Source organism: Billgrantia endophytica, assembly GCF_002879615.1.
GTDB classification, from domain to species: domain Bacteria; phylum Pseudomonadota; class Gammaproteobacteria; order Pseudomonadales; family Halomonadaceae; genus Halomonas; species Halomonas endophytica.
This window is the reverse complement of sequence record NZ_PNRF01000015.1, coordinates 102,553-119,603: the sequence shown is the minus strand read 5'-3', so window position 1 is coordinate 119,603 and position 17,051 is coordinate 102,553. Positions and strand designations below refer to the sequence as shown.

Genomic DNA, 17,051 nt, shown 5'->3' with positions numbered 1-17,051 from the left:
GCCTTGAGGAACGCCTCGTTCATGGGCCAGCCACTGGCGTGGCCGCCGCCGCCGCCGTAGTCTTGAGTGCTCACCCATTCGTTAGAGGAAAGTGTCATGCCAATGTCGCGAACGGAGATCGCTACGGAATCAGCGGCGAAGCTGATGAATCGGCTGTGCAAGCACTGGGCGCACAAGCTGGAGGTGGAGCAGGGTGATACCGAGAGCCGTGTGGCCTTCGAGGATGGTTCCTGCCTCATGCAGGTCGAGCCGGGCAAGCTGATCGTGGCTATCGAGACGCTGGAGGAGGAGAGCCTCGACCGCCTCGAGGGTATCGTGAATGCTCACCTGGAGCGCATGGCGGGTGACGAGGACCTGGTTATCGTCTGGGAAAATTGAACGTCACGGCGTCGCCCCGTGCCGCCCACCTGGGCATGTTGCTGTGGTCGGTGCTGGTGGGCCTGTCGTTTCCCGCCGTCGAGCTGATGAGCCAGCTGCCGCCGCTGTCGCTCACGGCCCTGCGCTTCGCCATTGCCTGCGCCGGGCTGTGGTGGCTGGCGCGCCGTTCCGAGGCGTTCCTGCCACCGTGGCGGGTGTTTCCCCTCTATGCGTTGATGGGGCTTTGCCTGGCGGGCTTCTTCGGGGCCATGTTCTGGGCGGCCCACCATGCCACCGCGCTTTCCATGGCCACCCTCTATGTCACCGTGCCGCTGCTGGCCTTCCTGCTGGGGCTGGGCTTTCGTGTCGAACGGCTGACCTGGCAGCTGCCGGCCATCCTGGCGCTGGGCGCCACGGGTGCCTTGGGGTTGGCCTTGGCCGAGGCGGTGACTCATGGTGAGGGCCTGAGGTTCGGTATTGGCGAGGCGGTGTTCTTCATGGGCTGTGTCTCGTCGGGGCTCTATCCTGTGCTCAGCAAGTGGGGGCTTGCCAGGCAGTGGCTGCCCGAGTCGGCCGCGGTGCGCACTTTCTGGAGCCTGGGCCTGGGGGGCGTGCTGATCGGCCTGCTGGGCCTGGCGATCGAGCCCGTCGCCCAGCTGGCGACGATGAGCTGGCGAGACCTCCTGCTGGTCACCTACCTGGGTCTGTTCTCCAGCGCCCTGACCTTCTGGTTGATGCAGCGGGCCACCTCGGTGCTGACGCCGGGCGCCGTTACCGCCTATGGCTACCTGGTGCCCTTCGTCTCGATGCTGCTGCTGTTCGTTCAGGCTCCGGCGCGGATCGGCTGGCACTGGCTGCCGGGAAGTCTCCTGGTGCTCACGGCCATCGGGCTGTTGCTGCGTGACGGCCGCTCTTCTCGGTCCTCCCCATGATGAGCGCCGCATGGGCCCCCTCTGTTATACTGCGGCATCTTCATGCCATCGAATTCGCAGGAGTCCGCATGACCCGTATCGCCATCGTGGGTGTCGCCGGCCGCATGGGCCGCACCCTGGTCAATGCCGTGCAGCAGGACGCCGGAGCCTCCCTGGCCGGCGGCATCGTCGAGCCGGGCAGTTCGCTGGCTGGCGCCGATATCGGTGAACTGGCGGGCCTCGGCAAGCTGGGGGTGGCGGCCGTGGACTCGCTGGAGGCCATCGTCGATGATTTCGATGTGCTGATCGACTTCACCACCCCCCGGGTGACGCTGAACAATCTGGCGGCCTGCGCCAAGCACGGCAAGGGGATCGTCATCGGTACCACCGGCCTCGACGACGAGGAGCTGGCCGCTCTCGATGCCTACCGTGACAAGCTGCCGCTGGTCTTCGCCCCCAACATGAGCGTGGGGGTGAACCTGACCCTCAAGCTGCTCGCGACCGCGGCCAGGGCGCTGGGTGACGAGGGCTACGACATCGAGGTGATCGAGGCGCATCACCGCCACAAGGTGGACTCCCCTTCCGGCACGGCGCTGAAGATGGGTGACGTGGTGGCCGAATCCCTGGGGCGCACGCTCAAGGAGCATGGCGTCTTTGCCCGCGAGGGGCAGTGCGGGCCGCGCACCGACAAGGAGATCGGCTTCGCCACCGTGCGTGCCGGCGACATCGTCGGGGAGCACACGGTCATGTTCGCCACCGAGGGCGAGCGTATCGAGATCACCCACAAGGCGAGCAGCCGCATGACCTTCGCCAAGGGCGCGGTGCGCGCGGCCCGCTGGGTCGCTGGCCAGGGCAATGGCCGCTACGATATGCAGGATGTGCTCGGTCTGTGAGTTCCGACTAGTCTCTTGCCCCAAGCGTTGAGGAGTCTGGGGCCCCCGGCGCCCCTCTGGCGCCAAGGCAGGTTACTCCGCCGCTTACGTTCGACAGGGGTAGCCGCCGGGTGAGGTTTCCTGTAACATTCCAAAAATTTTGGCCGGGCGCCGGATGCTGCATCCACCATAGCGCTTGTTGAGTCGGCCACGGGCACACCGAGCAATGACAACAAGCGGGATGAAACCGGTCTTCACCGGGTTTCGTCCCGCTTTTTTACGACCTGGCTGCGGCCGGGTCGATTTCGAGTGCGAAAGGCGCTCGCCCGGCTCGAAGGGCGGAGCCGACTAGAATTCCTTGACGAGCATGGGAGGACGTTGCGTTGAACAGACCCGCGATACTGGCCTTGGAAGATGGCAGTGTATTCCACGGCACGGCCATCGGCGCCGATGGACAAACCAGCGGTGAGGTGGTGTTCAATACGGCCATGACCGGCTATCAGGAAATCCTGACCGACCCCTCCTATACCCGTCAGATCGTCACCCTCACTTATCCGCATATCGGCAATACCGGCATCAATGCCGAGGACGTGGAGTCGGACTCCATCGCCGCCGCCGGCCTGGTGATCCGTGACCTGCCGCTGATCGCCAGCAACTTCCGCTCCGAGCAGTCGCTGTCCGGCTACCTCGGGAGCCAGGGTGTGCTGGGCATCGCCGACATCGATACCCGGCGGCTGACCCGCATCCTGCGCGACAAGGGCGCCCAGAACGGTGCGATCCTGGCCGGTGCGGATGCCGAGGGTGACGATGCCGTGGCACGTGCGCTCGAGGCGGCGCGTGCCTTCCCCGGGCTCAAGGGCATGGACCTGGCCAAGGTGGCGTCCTGCCAGTCGCCCTACGAGTGGAGTGAAGGCGAGTGGCGGCTCGGCAGCGGCTATGCCGATGCCGCCGAGGCTGAGCGCCCGTATCACGTAGTGGCCTACGACTACGGTGTCAAGCGCAACATCCTGCGCATGCTCGCCAGTCGCGGCTGTCGCCTCACCGTGGTGCCGGCCCAGACCCCGGCCGCCGAGGTGCTGGCGATGAACCCGGACGGCGTCTTCCTCGCCAACGGACCCGGCGACCCCGAGCCCTGCGACTACGCCATCAAGGCGATCCAGGAAGTGCTCGAGACCGATATCCCGGTGTTCGGCATCTGCCTTGGCCACCAGTTGCTGGCGCTGGCCTCCGGCGCCAGGACGGTGAAGATGAACCATGGCCACCACGGCGCCAACCACCCGGTGCAGGACCTCGACAGCGGCCAGGTGATGATCACCAGCCAGAACCACGGCTTCGCTGCCGAGGAGTCGACCCTGCCGGCCAACCTGCGTGCGACGCACCGGTCGCTGTTCGACGGATCGCTGCAGGGCGTCGAGCGCACCGACCGCCCGGCCTTCAGCTTCCAGGGCCACCCCGAGGCGAGTCCCGGCCCGCGCGACGTGTCGCCGCTGTTCGACCGTTTCATCGCGATGATGCAAGCCCGTCGCTAGGCCCAGCCCCGAGAGCCGCCGTCATTCGTCATCCTTTTTCGCGGGAACCGTCATGCCCAAACGTACCGACATCCAGAGCATTCTCATCATCGGCGCCGGCCCCATCGTCATCGGCCAGGCGTGCGAGTTCGACTATTCCGGTGCCCAGGCCTGCAAGGCGCTGCGCGAGGAGGGCTACCGGGTCATCCTGGTGAACTCCAACCCGGCCACCATCATGACCGACCCGGCCATGGCCGATGCCACCTACATCGAGCCGATCACCTGGCAGACGGTGGAGAAGATCATCGAGGCCGAGCGCCCCGATGCCCTGCTGCCGACCATGGGCGGTCAGACGGCGCTGAACTGCGCGCTGGACCTGGACAAGCACGGCGTGCTCGAGAAGTACGGCGTGGAGATGATCGGTGCCAACGCCGATGCCATCAACAAGGCCGAGGACCGCGACCTCTTCGACAAGGCGATGAAGAACATCGGCCTGGAGTGCCCTCGTGCCAAGGTGGCGCACTCCATGGACGAAGCCTGGGAAATCCAGGCCGAGCTGGGGTTCCCCACCATCGTTCGCCCCTCCTACACCATGGGTGGTTCCGGCGGCGGCGTGGCCTACAACAAGGAAGAGTTCGAGGAGATCTGCACCCGTGGCTTCGAACTCTCGAACAACCACGAACTGCTGATCGACGAGTCGCTGCTGGGCTGGAAGGAATACGAGATGGAGGTCGTGCGTGACAAGCACGACAACTGCATCATCGTCTGTGCCATCGAGAACTTCGATCCCATGGGCGTGCATACCGGCGATTCCATCACCGTGGCGCCGGCGCAGACGCTGACCGACAAGGAATACCAGATCATGCGCGACGCATCGCTTGCGGTGCTGCGCGAGATCGGCGTCGAAACCGGTGGGTCCAACGTGCAGTTCGGCGTCGACCCCAAGACCGGGCGCATGGTGATCATCGAGATGAACCCGCGGGTAAGCCGCTCCTCGGCGCTGGCTTCCAAGGCCACCGGTTTCCCGATCGCCAAGATCGCCGCCAAGCTGGCCATCGGCTATACCCTCGACGAGCTCAGCAACGACATCACCGGCGGGCGCACCCCGGCCTCCTTCGAGCCGGCCATCGACTACGTCGTCACCAAGATTCCGCGCTTCACCTTCGAGAAGTTCCCCCAGGCCAACGACCGCCTGACCACCCAGATGAAGTCGGTGGGCGAGGTGATGGCCATCGGGCGGACCTTCCAGGAGTCGCTGCAGAAGGCACTGCGCGGCCTGGAAACCGGTAACGACGGCCTCGACCCCAAGTTTCCTGAGTACAAGGCCGGCGACTTCACCGACGATGCCATGGCGCATATCAAGGGCGAGCTGCAGGCCGCCGGCGCCGAGCGCATCTTCTTCATTGCCGACGCCATGCGCGCCGGCATGAGCGTGGAAGAGATCTTCACGCTGACCAATATCGACCCCTGGTTCCTGGTGCAGATCGAGGAACTGGTCCACATCGAGCAGGACGTGAGCAAGCGTTCGCTATCCGAGTTCAGCGCTCGCGAACTGTTCGGGCTCAAGCGCAAGGGCTTTTCCGACGCCCGCCTGGCGAGCCTGCTGGGTGTCGCCGAGAAGGCGTTCCGCAAGACGCGGCAGGAGGCCGGCATCCGCCCGGTCTACAAGCGCGTCGATACCTGTGCCGCCGAGTTCGTCTCGGACACCGCCTACCTGTACTCCACCTACGAAGAGGAGTGCGAGGCGGCGGTTTCGGACCGCCAGAAGATCATGGTGCTGGGCGGCGGGCCGAACCGTATCGGTCAGGGCATCGAGTTCGACTACTGCTGCGTTCACGCCGCCTTCGCCATGCACGACGATGGCTTTGAAACCATCATGGTCAACTGTAACCCGGAGACCGTCTCCACCGACTACGATACCTCCGACCGCCTCTACTTCGAGCCGGTGACTCTGGAAGACGTGCTGGAGATCGCCGACAAGGAGAAACCGGTCGGCGTGATCGTGCAGTTCGGCGGCCAGACGCCACTCAAGCTGGCCCGTGAGCTGGAAGCCGCCGGTGTGCCGATCATCGGTACCACCCCGGATGCCATCGACCGCGCCGAGGATCGTGAGCGCTTCCAGCAGATGATCGAGAAGCTGGGCCTCAAGCAGCCACCCAACGCCACCGCGCGCAGCTTCGACGAGGCCTTCGCCAAGGCCGAGACGATCGGCTATCCGCTGGTGGTGCGCCCCAGCTACGTGCTGGGTGGCCGGGCCATGGAGATCGTCTACGACGCCTCCGAGCTCGAGAACTACATGACCCATGCGGTCAAGGTTTCCAACGACTCGCCGGTACTGCTCGATCACTTCCTCAATGCCGCCATCGAGATCGATATCGACGCGGTCAGCGATGGCCAGCAGGTGGTGATCGGCGGCATCATGCAGCACATCGAGCAGGCCGGGGTGCATTCCGGTGACTCGGCCTGTGCGTTGCCGCCCTATTCGCTGCCCGCCGACGTGCAGGACGAGATGCGCGAGCAGGTCAAGAGGATGGCGGTGGAGCTGGGCGTGGTGGGCCTGATGAACGTGCAGCTGGCCTGGCAGGATGGCGAGATCTACGTGATCGAGGTCAATCCGCGGGCGTCGCGCACCGTGCCGTTCGTCTCCAAGTGCATCGGCATCTCGCTGGCGCAGATCGCCGCGCGCTGCATGGCCGGCAAGACGCTGGCCGAGCAGGGCTTCGAGCACGAGATCGTGCCGCACTTCTACAGTGTCAAGGAGGCGGTCTTCCCGTTCAACAAGTTCCCGGGGGTCGACCCGATTCTGTCGCCGGAGATGAAGTCCACGGGTGAAGTGATGGGCTCGGGGGACACCTTTGCCGAAGCGTTCTACAAGGCTCAACTGGGTGCCGGGGAGGCGATCCCGCGGCTCGAGGGGACGCGCCGGGCGTTTCTCTCGGTGCGCGATCCGGACAAGGTGGGTGTTATCGAGGTGGCCCGTTCTCTGTTAGCATTGGGGTTTGGCCTGGTCGCCACCCGTGGTACCGCTGTGGCGCTGGAAGCGGTCGGCCTGCCGGTGGAAATCGTCAACAAGGTCTATGAAGGCCGTCCGCATATCGTCGATCTGCTCAAGAACGACGAAATCGCTTACATCGTGAATACCACCGAGGGTCGTCAAGCGATCAATGATTCCTCGGTGATCCGTCGTACCGCGCTTGCCCGCAAGGTGCCCTATGCCACGACGCTGGCAGGGGCCAGTGCCGTTTGCATGGCGCTCGAATATGGCGATGCCATTACGGTACGGCGTTTACAGGAACTGCATGCAGGAGCTACGCAATGAACAAGGTCCCGATGACCGTTGCCGGCGAGGCGCGCCTGCGCAAGGAGCTCGAGCAACTGAAAGGCGAGGCGCGCCCCAAGGTGATTGCCGATATCGCCGAGGCCCGGGAGCATGGCGATCTCAAGGAGAACGCCGAATACCATGCGGCCCGCGAGCAGCAGGGCTTCATCGAGGGTCGTATCAAGGAGATCGAGAGCAAGCTCTCGGCGGCCCAGGTGATCGATGTCCAGAAACTGCCCAGAACCGGCAAGGTGATCTTCGGCGTCACAGTCGAACTGATCAATCTTGGCAGCGACGAGACCGTCACCTATCAGATCGTCGGCGAGGACGAGGCCGAGATCAAGGCTGGCAAGATCTCGGTGACGTCGCCCATAGCCCGTGCCCTGATCGGCAAGGAAGAGGGCGATGTGGTGGTGGTCAACACCCCCGGCGGTGAAGTGGAATACGAAATTGGCGGTGTCGAGCACCGCTGAAGCGCCGGCACCATGAAACAGCCCCCGCAGACGATGGTCTGCGGGGGCTGGTCGTTGCGATGAGGCGTGCCGGGCTCTGGTGGTGTCAGCCGCTCAGTGCCTGCCGTGATGCCCTTCGAAACGCTTGATGTTGGAGAGTTTGGGGTTGGCCTGGGGGTTGGCGCGATAGAGCAGCGCCATCTTGCCGATGGTCTGGACTCGTTCGGCGCGGCTGGCGGCCAGGATCTCTTCGAGCATGGCGGCGCGGTCGTCGCGCTCGGCCAGGGCGAGCTTGACCTTGATCAGCTCGTGGTCCTTGAGCGCGCGATCGAGCTCGGCCAGCAGCCCCTCGGATACGCCGTTCTCGGAGACCGTCACCACCGGGTTCAGATGGTGGCCGATACTGCGAAATGCTTTCTTTTGTGCCTGTGACAAGCTCATGGTATGTTGCGTCTTCCCGGTTGCGCTCAGCGCACCATGGTACGGTGAAACGTGCTTCGACGAAAGCAAACAAGCGCTTCGCGTCGCTCTGCCGTCTCGCTACGCATTTTGCCGATACAGGCATTGGCCTGCTTGCTGTCTCAGACCGTTGTTTCAAGATGTTTTCAAGGTGATGCCGTGGCTCGTTCCACTTCCCCTTCGCGCGGCAACGCGTCCAGCTCCCGCCCTGGCGACAAGCGCGCCGTCGGCAAGGCCGGTGGTGCCAAGGGTGCCAGCAAGACCAGCGCCGGCTGGCTGAAGGAGCACTTCGATGACCGGTTCGTTCAGCAGAGCTGGCAGGACGGGTATCGCAGCCGTGCCAGCTACAAGCTGCTGGCGCTGAATGAAAAAGACCGGCTGTTCCGGCCGGGGATGGCCGTGATCGATCTGGGTGCCGCCCCCGGGGGCTGGAGCCAGGTGGCTGCCGAACAGGTGGGGTCCGGCGGTGTGGTGATCGCCTCCGATATCCTGGAGATGGATGGGTTGGCCGGGGTCGACTTCATCCAGGGCGATTTCACCGACGAGTCGGTGCTCGAATCGATCCTGGCGATCCTGGGCGATCGACCGGTAGACCTTGTGATGTCCGACATGGCCCCCAATATGAGTGGTATGGCGGCCATCGACCAGCCTCAGGCGATGTATCTGGTCGAGCTGGCGCTGGACCTGGCACGACAGACTCTGGCGCCGGAGGGGCGCTTTCTGGCCAAGGTGTTCCAGGGCGAAGGGTTCGACGCGTATCTGAAGGAGCTGCGCGGCAGCTTCCGCAAGGTGGTGACCCGCAAACCGGAAGCCTCGCGCGCACGTTCACGTGAGGTCTACCTGTTGGCGGATGGATTCCGCGGTTGAGCCACGGCTCGGTCGCACGATAGTGAGGGGCCGGTTTGGCGTCGGCCCCCTGATAGGTTAAGACTAATAGCGCTATGGCCGGACAAGGCCGCCCAACTATGTCACAGTGTGGGCTGGCATGGTTCTGTGCAGCCGGGTGGAACGTGCCCGGGCTGCGCGGGGTCATATATGCCAGGCGTTTCCGGCCGACAGATGCTTGCAATGAGGGTGGTCCCTTGAATGATATGGCGAAGAACCTGATTCTGTGGTTGGTCATCGCGGCAGTGTTGCTGACGGTGTTCAACAACTTCAGCGTCGACACGGCACCGCAGACGATGAACTATTCCCAGTTCGTCCAGCAGGTGCAGAACCAGCAGGTCCGCAGTGTGACCATCGACGGTTACACCATCACCGGCGAGCGCGCCGATGGTTCCCAGTTCCAGACCATTCGGCCAGCGGCGGAAGACCCGAAGCTGATCGATGATCTGCTCTCCCACAACGTCACCGTGGTGGGCATGGAGCCACAGCAGCAGAGTCTATGGACGCGGCTGCTGATCGCCAGCTTCCCGATCCTGCTGATACTGGCCATCTTCATGTTCTTCATGCGGCAAATGCAGGGTGGCGCCGGTGGCAAGGGCGGGCCGATGAGTTTCGGCAAGTCCAAGGCCAAGCTGCTCTCCCAGGACCAGATCAAGACCACCTTCGCCGACGTGGCCGGCTGCGACGAGGCCAAGGAGGAAGTCGAGGAACTGGTCGATTTCCTGCGTGACCCCTCCAAGTTCCAGCGTCTGGGCGGCACGATCCCCCGTGGCGTATTGATGGTGGGTCCGCCGGGTACCGGCAAGACACTGCTCGCCAAGTCCATCGCGGGCGAGGCCAAGGTGCCCTTCTTCTCGATTTCCGGTTCCGACTTCGTCGAGATGTTCGTCGGCGTGGGTGCGTCACGTGTCCGCGACATGTTCGAACAGGCCAAGAAGCAGGCGCCCTGCATCATCTTCATCGATGAGATCGATGCCGTGGGCCGCTCTCGTGGTGCGGGCATGGGGGGCGGCAACGACGAGCGCGAGCAGACGCTGAACCAGCTGCTGGTGGAGATGGACGGCTTCGAGGCCAACGAGGGTGTCATCGTCATCGCTGCCACCAACCGTCCCGACGTGCTCGACCCGGCGCTGCTGCGTCCGGGCCGCTTCGACCGCCAGGTCGTGGTGCCGCTGCCCGATATCCGTGGTCGCGAGCACATCCTCAACGTACACCTGCGCAAGGTGCCGCTGGCCGATGACGTCAAGCCATCGCTGATCGCTCGCGGCACCCCTGGCTTCTCCGGCGCCGACCTGGCCAACCTGGTCAACGAGTCGGCCCTGTTCGCGGCGCGTCGCAACAAGCGCCTGGTGGGCATGGAGGAGCTGGAGCTGGCCAAGGACAAGATCATGATGGGGGCCGAGCGCCGCTCCATGGTCATGACCGACAAGGAAAAGCTCAATACGGCGTATCACGAGTCGGGCCACGCCATCATCGGCCTGGTGATGCCGGAGCACGACCCGGTCTACAAGGTCACCATCATTCCGCGTGGTCGTGCACTGGGTGTGACCATGTTCCTGCCCGAGGCGGATCGCTACAGCCTGTCGCGTCAGCAGATCATCAGCCAGATCTGTTCGCTGTTCGGCGGCCGTATCGCCGAGGAGATGACGCTGGGGCCCAACGGCGTCACTACCGGGGCCTCCAACGACATCAAGCGCGCTACCGAGCTGGCTCACAACATGGTCGCCAAGTGGGGCCTCTCCGAGGAGATGGGGCCGATCATGTATGATGAGGACGAGTCCCACCAGTTCCTCGGTGGCCCGGGCCAGGGCGGCAAGCTCAAGTCGGGCGAGACCACCTCTCGCATCGACAAGGAAGTGCGCAAGATCATCGACGAGTGCTACAACAAGGCCCAGCAGATTCTCGAAGAGAACCGCGACAAGCTGGATGCCATGGCGGATGCGCTGATGCTGTATGAAACCATCGATGCCGATCAGCTCAAGGACATCATGGAAGGCCGTCCGCCGCGTCCGCCCAAGGACTGGGAAGACGGAGGCTCTGACACCGGATCGCCGATCACTGGTGACGAGACGCCCCGGGGCGAGGAGCCCCAGGCCGAGCCGACCGATACCGGAGGTGATGGTGGCAATGACACTACCGGCGACAGTGGCGACGGAGAGGAAGAGGATGACGAGCCACGCCGCCGTCCCTCCGATCCACTGGGCGGACCCGCCGGGTCCTGATCCCGGACGCTTTGCAGGCAGGCGCCCCAATGGGGCGCCTTTGCCATGCGGGGCAGCCATTTTCAGACAGCTTGCCGCCACAGGACCCACTGCATGATTGAAACTGCTTCACCGACCTGGCTGCCGTGTGGTCGGCATCGGCTCGATCTCTCCTATCCCCGTGTCATGGGGATCCTCAACGTGACTCCCGACTCCTTCTCCGATGGCGGCCGTCATATTGCACTGGATGATGCCCTGCGCCATGCCGAGCGCATGCTGGCCGAGGGGGCGGCGATCATCGATGTGGGCGGAGAGTCCACCAGGCCAGGCTCCCGGCATGTCTCGGCCCAGCAGGAGCTAGATCGTGTGGCGCCTGTGGTGGAACGCCTGGTTGTCGAACTCGATGCTCTGGTCTCGGTGGATACCAGTAGCCCCGAGGTCATGCGTGCCACCGCCGCGCTGGGTGCGGGCATGATCAACGACGTACGGGCACTGCGGCGAGAGGGGGCGCTGGAGGCGGCGCTGGGCACGGCCCTGCCGGTGTGCCTGATGCACATGCAGGGCGAGCCGCACGACATGCAGCAGGCGCCTCGCTATGATGTACCGGTAGAGGAGGCGGTAGCCGACTTCCTCCAGCAGCGTGTGGCGGCCTGCGAGGCGGCAGGGTTGCGGCGTGAGCGGTTGCTGCTGGATCCGGGGTTCGGTTTCGGCAAGAGTGTCGAGCACAACCTGAGCCTGCTCAATCGCATGGAGCGATTGTCACGCCTGGGCTTGCCCTTGCTGGCAGGAATGTCGCGCAAGAGCATGATCGGCAAGGTACTGGGCCGGCCGGTCGAGGAGCGCTTGTCTGGCGGCCTGGCGCTGGCGTCGCTGGCGGTGGAACGTGGTGCACGGATTCTGCGCGTTCATGATGTTGGCCCGGTCATGGATGCGGTGAACATGACATGGGCCGTGCTACAGGAAGGCTGCGAGCATGACTAGACGTTATTTCGGAACCGACGGTATCCGTGGAACAGTAGGTGAGTATCCGATTACTGCCGACTTCATGCTGAAACTGGGCTGGGCCATGGGGCGAGTGCTCGCCCGTGAATCAGGGCGATCACGCGTGCTCATCGGCAAGGACACGCGTATTTCGGGCTACATGTTCGAGTCGGCGCTGGAGGCGGGGCTTTCTGCTGCCGGGGTCGACGTGGCGCTGCTTGGCCCGATGCCGACACCCGGGATCGCCTATCTGACACGCACGTTCCGTGCCGACGCGGGCATCGTCATATCGGCCTCGCACAATCCCTTTGCCGACAATGGCATCAAGTTCTTCTCCACCGAAGGCACCAAGCTGGCCGACGAGATCGAGGAGAGGATCGAAGCCATGCTCGACGAGCCGCTTACCACCGTGGCGGCGGACCGTCTGGGCAAGGCCATGCGTATCGATGATGCCGCCGGCCGCTATATCGAGTTCTGCAAGTCGACCATTCCCAACCGGTTCAGCCTCCACGGATTGAAGATCGTGCTGGACTGCGCGCACGGCGCCACCTATCACATCGCGCCCAGCGTGTTTCGCGAGCTGGGTGCCGAGATCAGCCTGGTGGGAGCGAGCCCCGACGGGCTGAACATCAACCGGGACGTGGGCTCCACCTACCCGGCCACGCTGCGTGCCGCGGTGATCCAGCAGGGCGCCGACCTGGGCATCGCCTTCGATGGTGACGGCGACCGGGTGCTGATGGTCGACTCCGATGGTCGCGAGATCGACGGCGACGACATGCTTTACCTGATTGCCCGTGACCGTCACGAACGTGGCCGGTTGAACGGCGGCGTGGTCGGCACGCTGATGACCAACTTCGGGCTGGCCATGGCGTTGGAGGCGATGGGCGTGCCGTTCGAACGCGCCAAGGTGGGTGACCGCTACGTCGTGGAGCGGCTGCTGGCCAATGGCTGGCAGCTGGGTGGTGAATCGTCCGGACATATCGTCTGCGCCGATGTTCAGAGCACTGGTGACGGCATTGTCTCGGCACTGCAGGTACTGGCGATCATGGTCAGTGAGGGCAAGCCGCTGAAGGCCCTGCTGGCCGGCCTGGAGAAGGTCCCCCAGGTGCTGGTGAACGTCCGCCTGACGCCGGGCAGCGACCCCAAGGCCTTGATGAGCAGCTCGGCGGTGAAGGATGCCGTGATCGCCATGGAGGCGGAATTGGGCGATGAAGGCCGCGTGTTGCTGCGTCCTTCCGGCACCGAACCGCTGATCCGGGTCATGGTCGAGGGGCGGGCGCACCTTGATGTCGACGGCCTGGCCCATCGACTGGCCGCGGAGGTGGAGGCTCAACTGGGCTGAAGGCAGCGTAGACGGTTGTCTTGGCACGGCACCTCCTATACCATTTCGCACCACTTTGATAGAGGATGCAGCATGCGAACGCCGCTGATTGCCGGGAACTGGAAGATGAACGGCTCGGCTTCCCTGGTCGAGGATTTCGGTCATGCTTTTACCGATACCGCGCTCCCGGCGTCGCTGGACGTGCTCATCCTGCCGCCCTTCCCCTATCTGGATGCGGCGCGGCGGGCCTTTGACGGCACTCCGCTCAAGCTGGGCGCTCAGACACTGAATCCGCTGCACTCCGGTGCCCGAACCGGTGAGGTGAGCGGGCGAATGCTCAAGGAGTTCGGGGTCGAGTACGCCCTGGTAGGGCATTCGGAGCGACGTCAGCTCTATCGCGAGAACGACGAGGCCGTACATGATCGGCTGCTGGCGGCACTGAGCGCGGATATCACGCCGATACTCTGCGTGGGCGAGACGCTTGAAGAGCGCGACGCGGGCCGCACCATGGAGGTCGTGTTGCGCCAGGTGGGCCATGTGATGGCGCGCCTTGAGCCGGAACAGCGGCCCCGGGTGGTCATTGCCTACGAGCCGGTCTGGGCAATCGGCACCGGGCGCACGGCAACCGCGGAGCAGGCCCAGCAGGTGATGGCGGCGATCCGCGAGTATCAGGCCAGTTTCGATCGCGACCTGGCTTCAGGGATGCGATTGCTATACGGCGGCAGCATGAATGCAAACAACGCGGCTGAGCTGCTGTCCCAGCCGGACATCGACGGCGGCCTGGTGGGCGGTGCTTCGCTCAAGGTCGACGATTTTCTAGCCATTTGTCAGTCAGCAGGTTGAACCCATGCAAGTTGCCATTCTCATGATCCACGTGGCGATCGCCATCGCCCTGGTCGTCCTCATCCTGCTGCAGCAGGGCAAGGGCGCCGAAGCGGGTGCCGCCTTCGGTGGCGGTGCCTCCCAGACCGTATTCGGTTCTCGCGGTAGCGGCGGGTTCATGTCCCGCACCACGGCCGTTCTGGCGGTAGGCTTCTTTGCCACGTCCCTGACCCTGGCCTGGTATGCCACCCAGGCGAGTCAGGCGCCCGAGGCCGGCATTCCCGATGCGCGTCTCATCGAGCAGCAGAGTCGCGTGCCGACCCTTGACGATGATGCCCGCGACGTGGATAATACCGCGCCAGTGCTGGAAGAAAGCAACGACTGAGGTCGCCTTCCAGTCATCAAGAAAAGCCGAAGTGGTGGAATTGGTAGACACGCTATCTTGAGGGGGTAGTGACCGTATGGTCGTGCGGGTTCAAGTCCCGCCTTCGGCACCATCTGAAACGCTGTGGTCCGAATGAGCTGTAGTAGCGAAGTCGTTCGAGGTCATGGGTCGTCAGAAGCAGGATTGGCACCAGGAATGGTTGTAGGACAAGCAGCGGATGCCGCTTGACTCAAGCGCATCAGGCACCTACAATCGCCGACCTGGAATGTTGCGGGGTGGAGCAGTCTGGTAGCTCGTCGGGCTCATAACCCGAAGGTCATCGGTTCAAATCCGGTCCCCGCTACCATCTTCCGGTCACGTATCCCGATGGGATGCGCATGCCGAAAGTGGTACTACAGGTTTCTTGTGAAAGGCCCCTTCCTGTGAAGGGGCTTTTTGTTAGCAGCTTACTGCCGGTTTCGACCGGCAGCGCTTATCCGAGCAACGCCAATCAGCCACCTAGCTTTCCTGTTTACTCCTGGCCAGGTGCCTGATGCAACGGCTGTAGGAGCTTCTCTGTGGCACTCAAGGACGCTGCGCTGTATGCGCTGATCGAGCCGGTGGTCACCGCCATGGGTTTCGAACTCTGGGGCATCGATTTTCGCTCCCAGGGGAGGCATTCCCAATTGGTGATCTACATTGATCATGCCGATGGTGTGAGCGTGGACCACTGCGCCGACGTCAGTCGTCAGGTCAGTGCCGTACTCGATGTCGAGGACCCCATTGCCGGCGAATATCGCCTTGAGGTCTCTTCACCGGGAATGGATCGTCCACTGTTCACTCTCGACCAGTTCACGCGTTTCGCTGGTCACCAGGTGTCACTGAAGCTGCGGGTCCCCTTCGATGGGCGCCGCAAGTTCCAGGGACTACTGGCCGGGACCGAGGGGGACGAAGTGCTGTTGCAGCTTGACGGCGAGGAGTATTGCTTTCCCATCGAAAGCATCGATCAGGCACGGATCGTGCCCCGGTTCGAAGACTGAGGTCGCGGATCGAGACCGATGCATAAGGACAGGTTTTCTGGCGAGGCAAAGGCATGAGTAAAGAAATTCTGACAGTCGTCGATGCGATCTCAAACGAGAAAGGCGTACCGCGCGACGTGATCTTCGAAGCCGTCGAGGCGGCATTGGCCAGCGCATCACGCAAGCGTTTCGAGGGCCGGGAGGTCAGCGTGCGCGTTCATATCGATCGCACCACGGGCGACTACGAAACGTTTCGCCGCTGGGAAGTGGTCGAGGATGACGAGTTCGAGAGCCCGGACGCGGAAATCAAGCTGTCGTTCGCCGAGCGTCGCGATCCCCCCCTGGGGCTGGGCGACGTGGTGGAGGAGCAGATCGATAACGCCGTCTTCGGTCGTATCGCTGCCCAGACGGCAAAGCAGGTCATCGTGCAGAAGGTGCGCGAGGCCGAGCGGGCCGAGGTGGTTCGCCAGTACGCCGAGCGTGAGGGCGAGTTGGTCGCCGGTATCGTCAAGAAGACCACTCGCGACGGATTGATCATCGATCTGGGCGACAATGCCGAGGCATTCCTGCCGCGCAGCGAGATGATCCCGGGGGAGCGCTACCGCATGAACGATCGTGTGCGGGCGCTGCTGACCAAGGTGGATGCCGACGCACGTGGCGCTCAGTTGATCCTGTCACGCACCTGCCCGGAACTGATTATCGAACTGTTCAAGATCGAGGTGCCGGAAATCGCCGAGCAGCTCATCGAGATCAAGGGGGCTGCCCGCGATCCCGGTTCCCGGGCCAAGATCGCGGTGAAGACCAACGATCGCCGCATCGATCCGGTGGGTGCCTGTGTCGGCATGCGCGGTTCACGGGTGCAGGCCGTGTCGAGCGAACTGCAGAACGAGCGCGTCGATATCATTCTCTGGGACGACAACCCCGCGCAACTGGTGATCAACGCCATGGCGCCGGCGGATGTCGGCTCGATCCTCGTCGATGAAGACGCCCACGCAATGGACGTGGCGGTCGCCGAGGACAACCTGGCTCAGGCCATCGGCCGCAGCGGCCAGAACGTGCGCCTGGCTTCGGAGCTCACCGGATGGCGGATCAACGTCATGACCGAGGGTGAGGCCGAGGACAAGCGTGAGCAGGAGATCGACAGCCTGGTCGAGCATTTCATTCAGCACCTGGAGATCGAGGATGACCTCGCCCGGCTGCTGGTGGAAGAAGGCTTCACCACGCTGGAAGAGATCGCCTACGTGCCCCTCGAGGAAATACTCGAGATCGAGGAGCTCGACGAGGAACTGGTGGAAGAGCTGCGCGCGCGCGCCAAGGATGAACTGCTGAACCTGGCCATTGCCTCCGAGGAGGAGTTGGACGGCGCTCAGCCGGCCGACGACCTGCTGGAAATGGACGGCATGGAGCGCCACCTGGCCTTCATCCTGGCCAGCCGGGGCATTGTCACCATGGAAGACCTCGCCGAGCAGTCTGTCGACGATCTGATGGATATCGAGGGCATGGACGAGGAGCGCGCTGCAGCACTGATCATGACTGCCCGTGCGCCCTGGTTCGCGAACGAACAGTAAACGGGTCACGGG

The 17,051-nt window shown here is 63.8% G+C and carries 15 protein-coding genes and 2 tRNA genes; 16 read left to right on the top strand and 1 reads right to left on the bottom strand.

Translation table 11 applies throughout. The features are described from left to right. Positions 1-96: 96 nt before the first annotated feature. The 6 genes from C1H69_RS08465 (at position 97) to greA (ending at position 7,440) form a co-directional block, all read left to right on the top strand. Positions 97-378 carry a DUF2218 domain-containing protein gene (locus C1H69_RS08465; RefSeq protein ID WP_102652963.1) on the top strand — a complete coding sequence of 94 codons (282 nt, stop codon included), beginning with the start codon at positions 97-99 and terminating at the stop codon, positions 376-378. Next, complete coding sequence (locus C1H69_RS08460) at positions 375-1,289, top strand: DMT family transporter (protein ID WP_240609882.1); 915 nt, start codon at positions 375-377, stop codon at positions 1,287-1,289. The genes C1H69_RS08465 and C1H69_RS08460 overlap by 4 nt, the downstream gene beginning before the upstream one ends. 68 nt (positions 1,290-1,357) lie before the next feature. Beyond that, on the top strand, positions 1,358-2,161 hold the full coding sequence (dapB, locus tag C1H69_RS08455) for a 4-hydroxy-tetrahydrodipicolinate reductase (RefSeq protein WP_102652962.1): 804 nt from the start codon (positions 1,358-1,360) through the stop codon (positions 2,159-2,161). 362 nt (positions 2,162-2,523) lie between these two features. Beyond that, complete coding sequence (gene carA / locus C1H69_RS08450) at positions 2,524-3,669, top strand: glutamine-hydrolyzing carbamoyl-phosphate synthase small subunit (RefSeq protein WP_102652961.1); 1,146 nt, start codon at positions 2,524-2,526, stop codon at positions 3,667-3,669. Positions 3,670-3,721: 52 nt separating this feature from the next. Further along, a complete protein-coding gene (carB, locus tag C1H69_RS08445; protein WP_102652960.1) occupies positions 3,722-6,967 on the top strand; it encodes a carbamoyl-phosphate synthase large subunit in 3,246 nt (1,081 codons plus the stop codon). Beyond that, complete coding sequence (greA, locus tag C1H69_RS08440) at positions 6,964-7,440, top strand: transcription elongation factor GreA (protein ID WP_102652959.1); 477 nt, start codon at positions 6,964-6,966, stop codon at positions 7,438-7,440. The genes carB and greA overlap by 4 nt, the downstream gene beginning before the upstream one ends. 93 nt (positions 7,441-7,533) lie before the next feature. On the opposite strand, the gene yhbY is transcribed toward greA, so the two are convergent. Further along, positions 7,534-7,860, bottom strand: coding sequence for a ribosome assembly RNA-binding protein YhbY (gene yhbY / locus C1H69_RS08435; protein WP_102652958.1), 327 nt, complete (start codon positions 7,858-7,860; stop codon positions 7,534-7,536). A gap of 177 nt (positions 7,861-8,037) precedes the next feature. On the opposite strand from yhbY, the gene rlmE reads away from it, so the two are divergent. The 10 genes from rlmE to nusA all read left to right on the top strand — a co-directional run bounded on the left by rlmE (position 8,038) and on the right by nusA (position 17,039). Beyond that, a complete protein-coding gene (gene rlmE, locus C1H69_RS08430) occupies positions 8,038-8,745 on the top strand; it encodes a 23S rRNA (uridine(2552)-2'-O)-methyltransferase RlmE (protein ID WP_102652957.1) in 708 nt (235 codons plus the stop codon). A gap of 215 nt (positions 8,746-8,960) precedes the next feature. Continuing rightward, positions 8,961-10,985, top strand: a complete 2,025-nt coding sequence (gene ftsH / locus C1H69_RS08425) for an ATP-dependent zinc metalloprotease FtsH (RefSeq protein ID WP_102652956.1) — start codon at positions 8,961-8,963, stop codon at positions 10,983-10,985. Positions 10,986-11,078: 93 nt separating this feature from the next. Continuing rightward, entirely contained in the window at positions 11,079-11,945 is an 867-nt protein-coding gene (gene folP, locus C1H69_RS08420) for a dihydropteroate synthase (protein ID WP_479688538.1), read from the top strand. Next, entirely contained in the window at positions 11,938-13,287 is a 1,350-nt protein-coding gene (glmM, locus tag C1H69_RS08415; RefSeq protein ID WP_102652955.1) for a phosphoglucosamine mutase, read from the top strand. The genes folP and glmM overlap by 8 nt, the downstream gene beginning before the upstream one ends. A gap of 72 nt (positions 13,288-13,359) precedes the next feature. After that, positions 13,360-14,109, top strand: coding sequence for a triose-phosphate isomerase (gene tpiA, locus C1H69_RS08410; protein ID WP_102652954.1), 750 nt, complete (start codon positions 13,360-13,362; stop codon positions 14,107-14,109). A gap of 4 nt (positions 14,110-14,113) precedes the next feature. Further along, on the top strand, positions 14,114-14,473 hold the full coding sequence (secG, locus tag C1H69_RS08405; RefSeq protein WP_102652953.1) for a preprotein translocase subunit SecG: 360 nt from the start codon (positions 14,114-14,116) through the stop codon (positions 14,471-14,473). Positions 14,474-14,498: 25 nt separating this feature from the next. Continuing rightward, a tRNA-Leu gene (locus C1H69_RS08400) sits at positions 14,499-14,585 on the top strand. 157 nt (positions 14,586-14,742) lie between these two features. Continuing rightward, positions 14,743-14,819: transfer RNA gene (locus tag C1H69_RS08395), tRNA-Met, on the top strand. 211 nt (positions 14,820-15,030) lie between these two features. Continuing rightward, the gene (gene rimP, locus C1H69_RS08390) at positions 15,031-15,492 is read left to right on the top strand and encodes a ribosome maturation factor RimP (protein ID WP_102652952.1); all 462 of its coding nucleotides are present in this window, start codon (positions 15,031-15,033) and stop codon (positions 15,490-15,492) included. Between the two features lie 53 nt (positions 15,493-15,545). Next, positions 15,546-17,039 (top strand): transcription termination factor NusA, encoded by a 1,494-nt coding sequence (gene nusA / locus C1H69_RS08385; protein WP_102652951.1) that lies wholly within the window; start codon positions 15,546-15,548, stop codon positions 17,037-17,039. Positions 17,040-17,051: the final 12 nt, after the last annotated feature.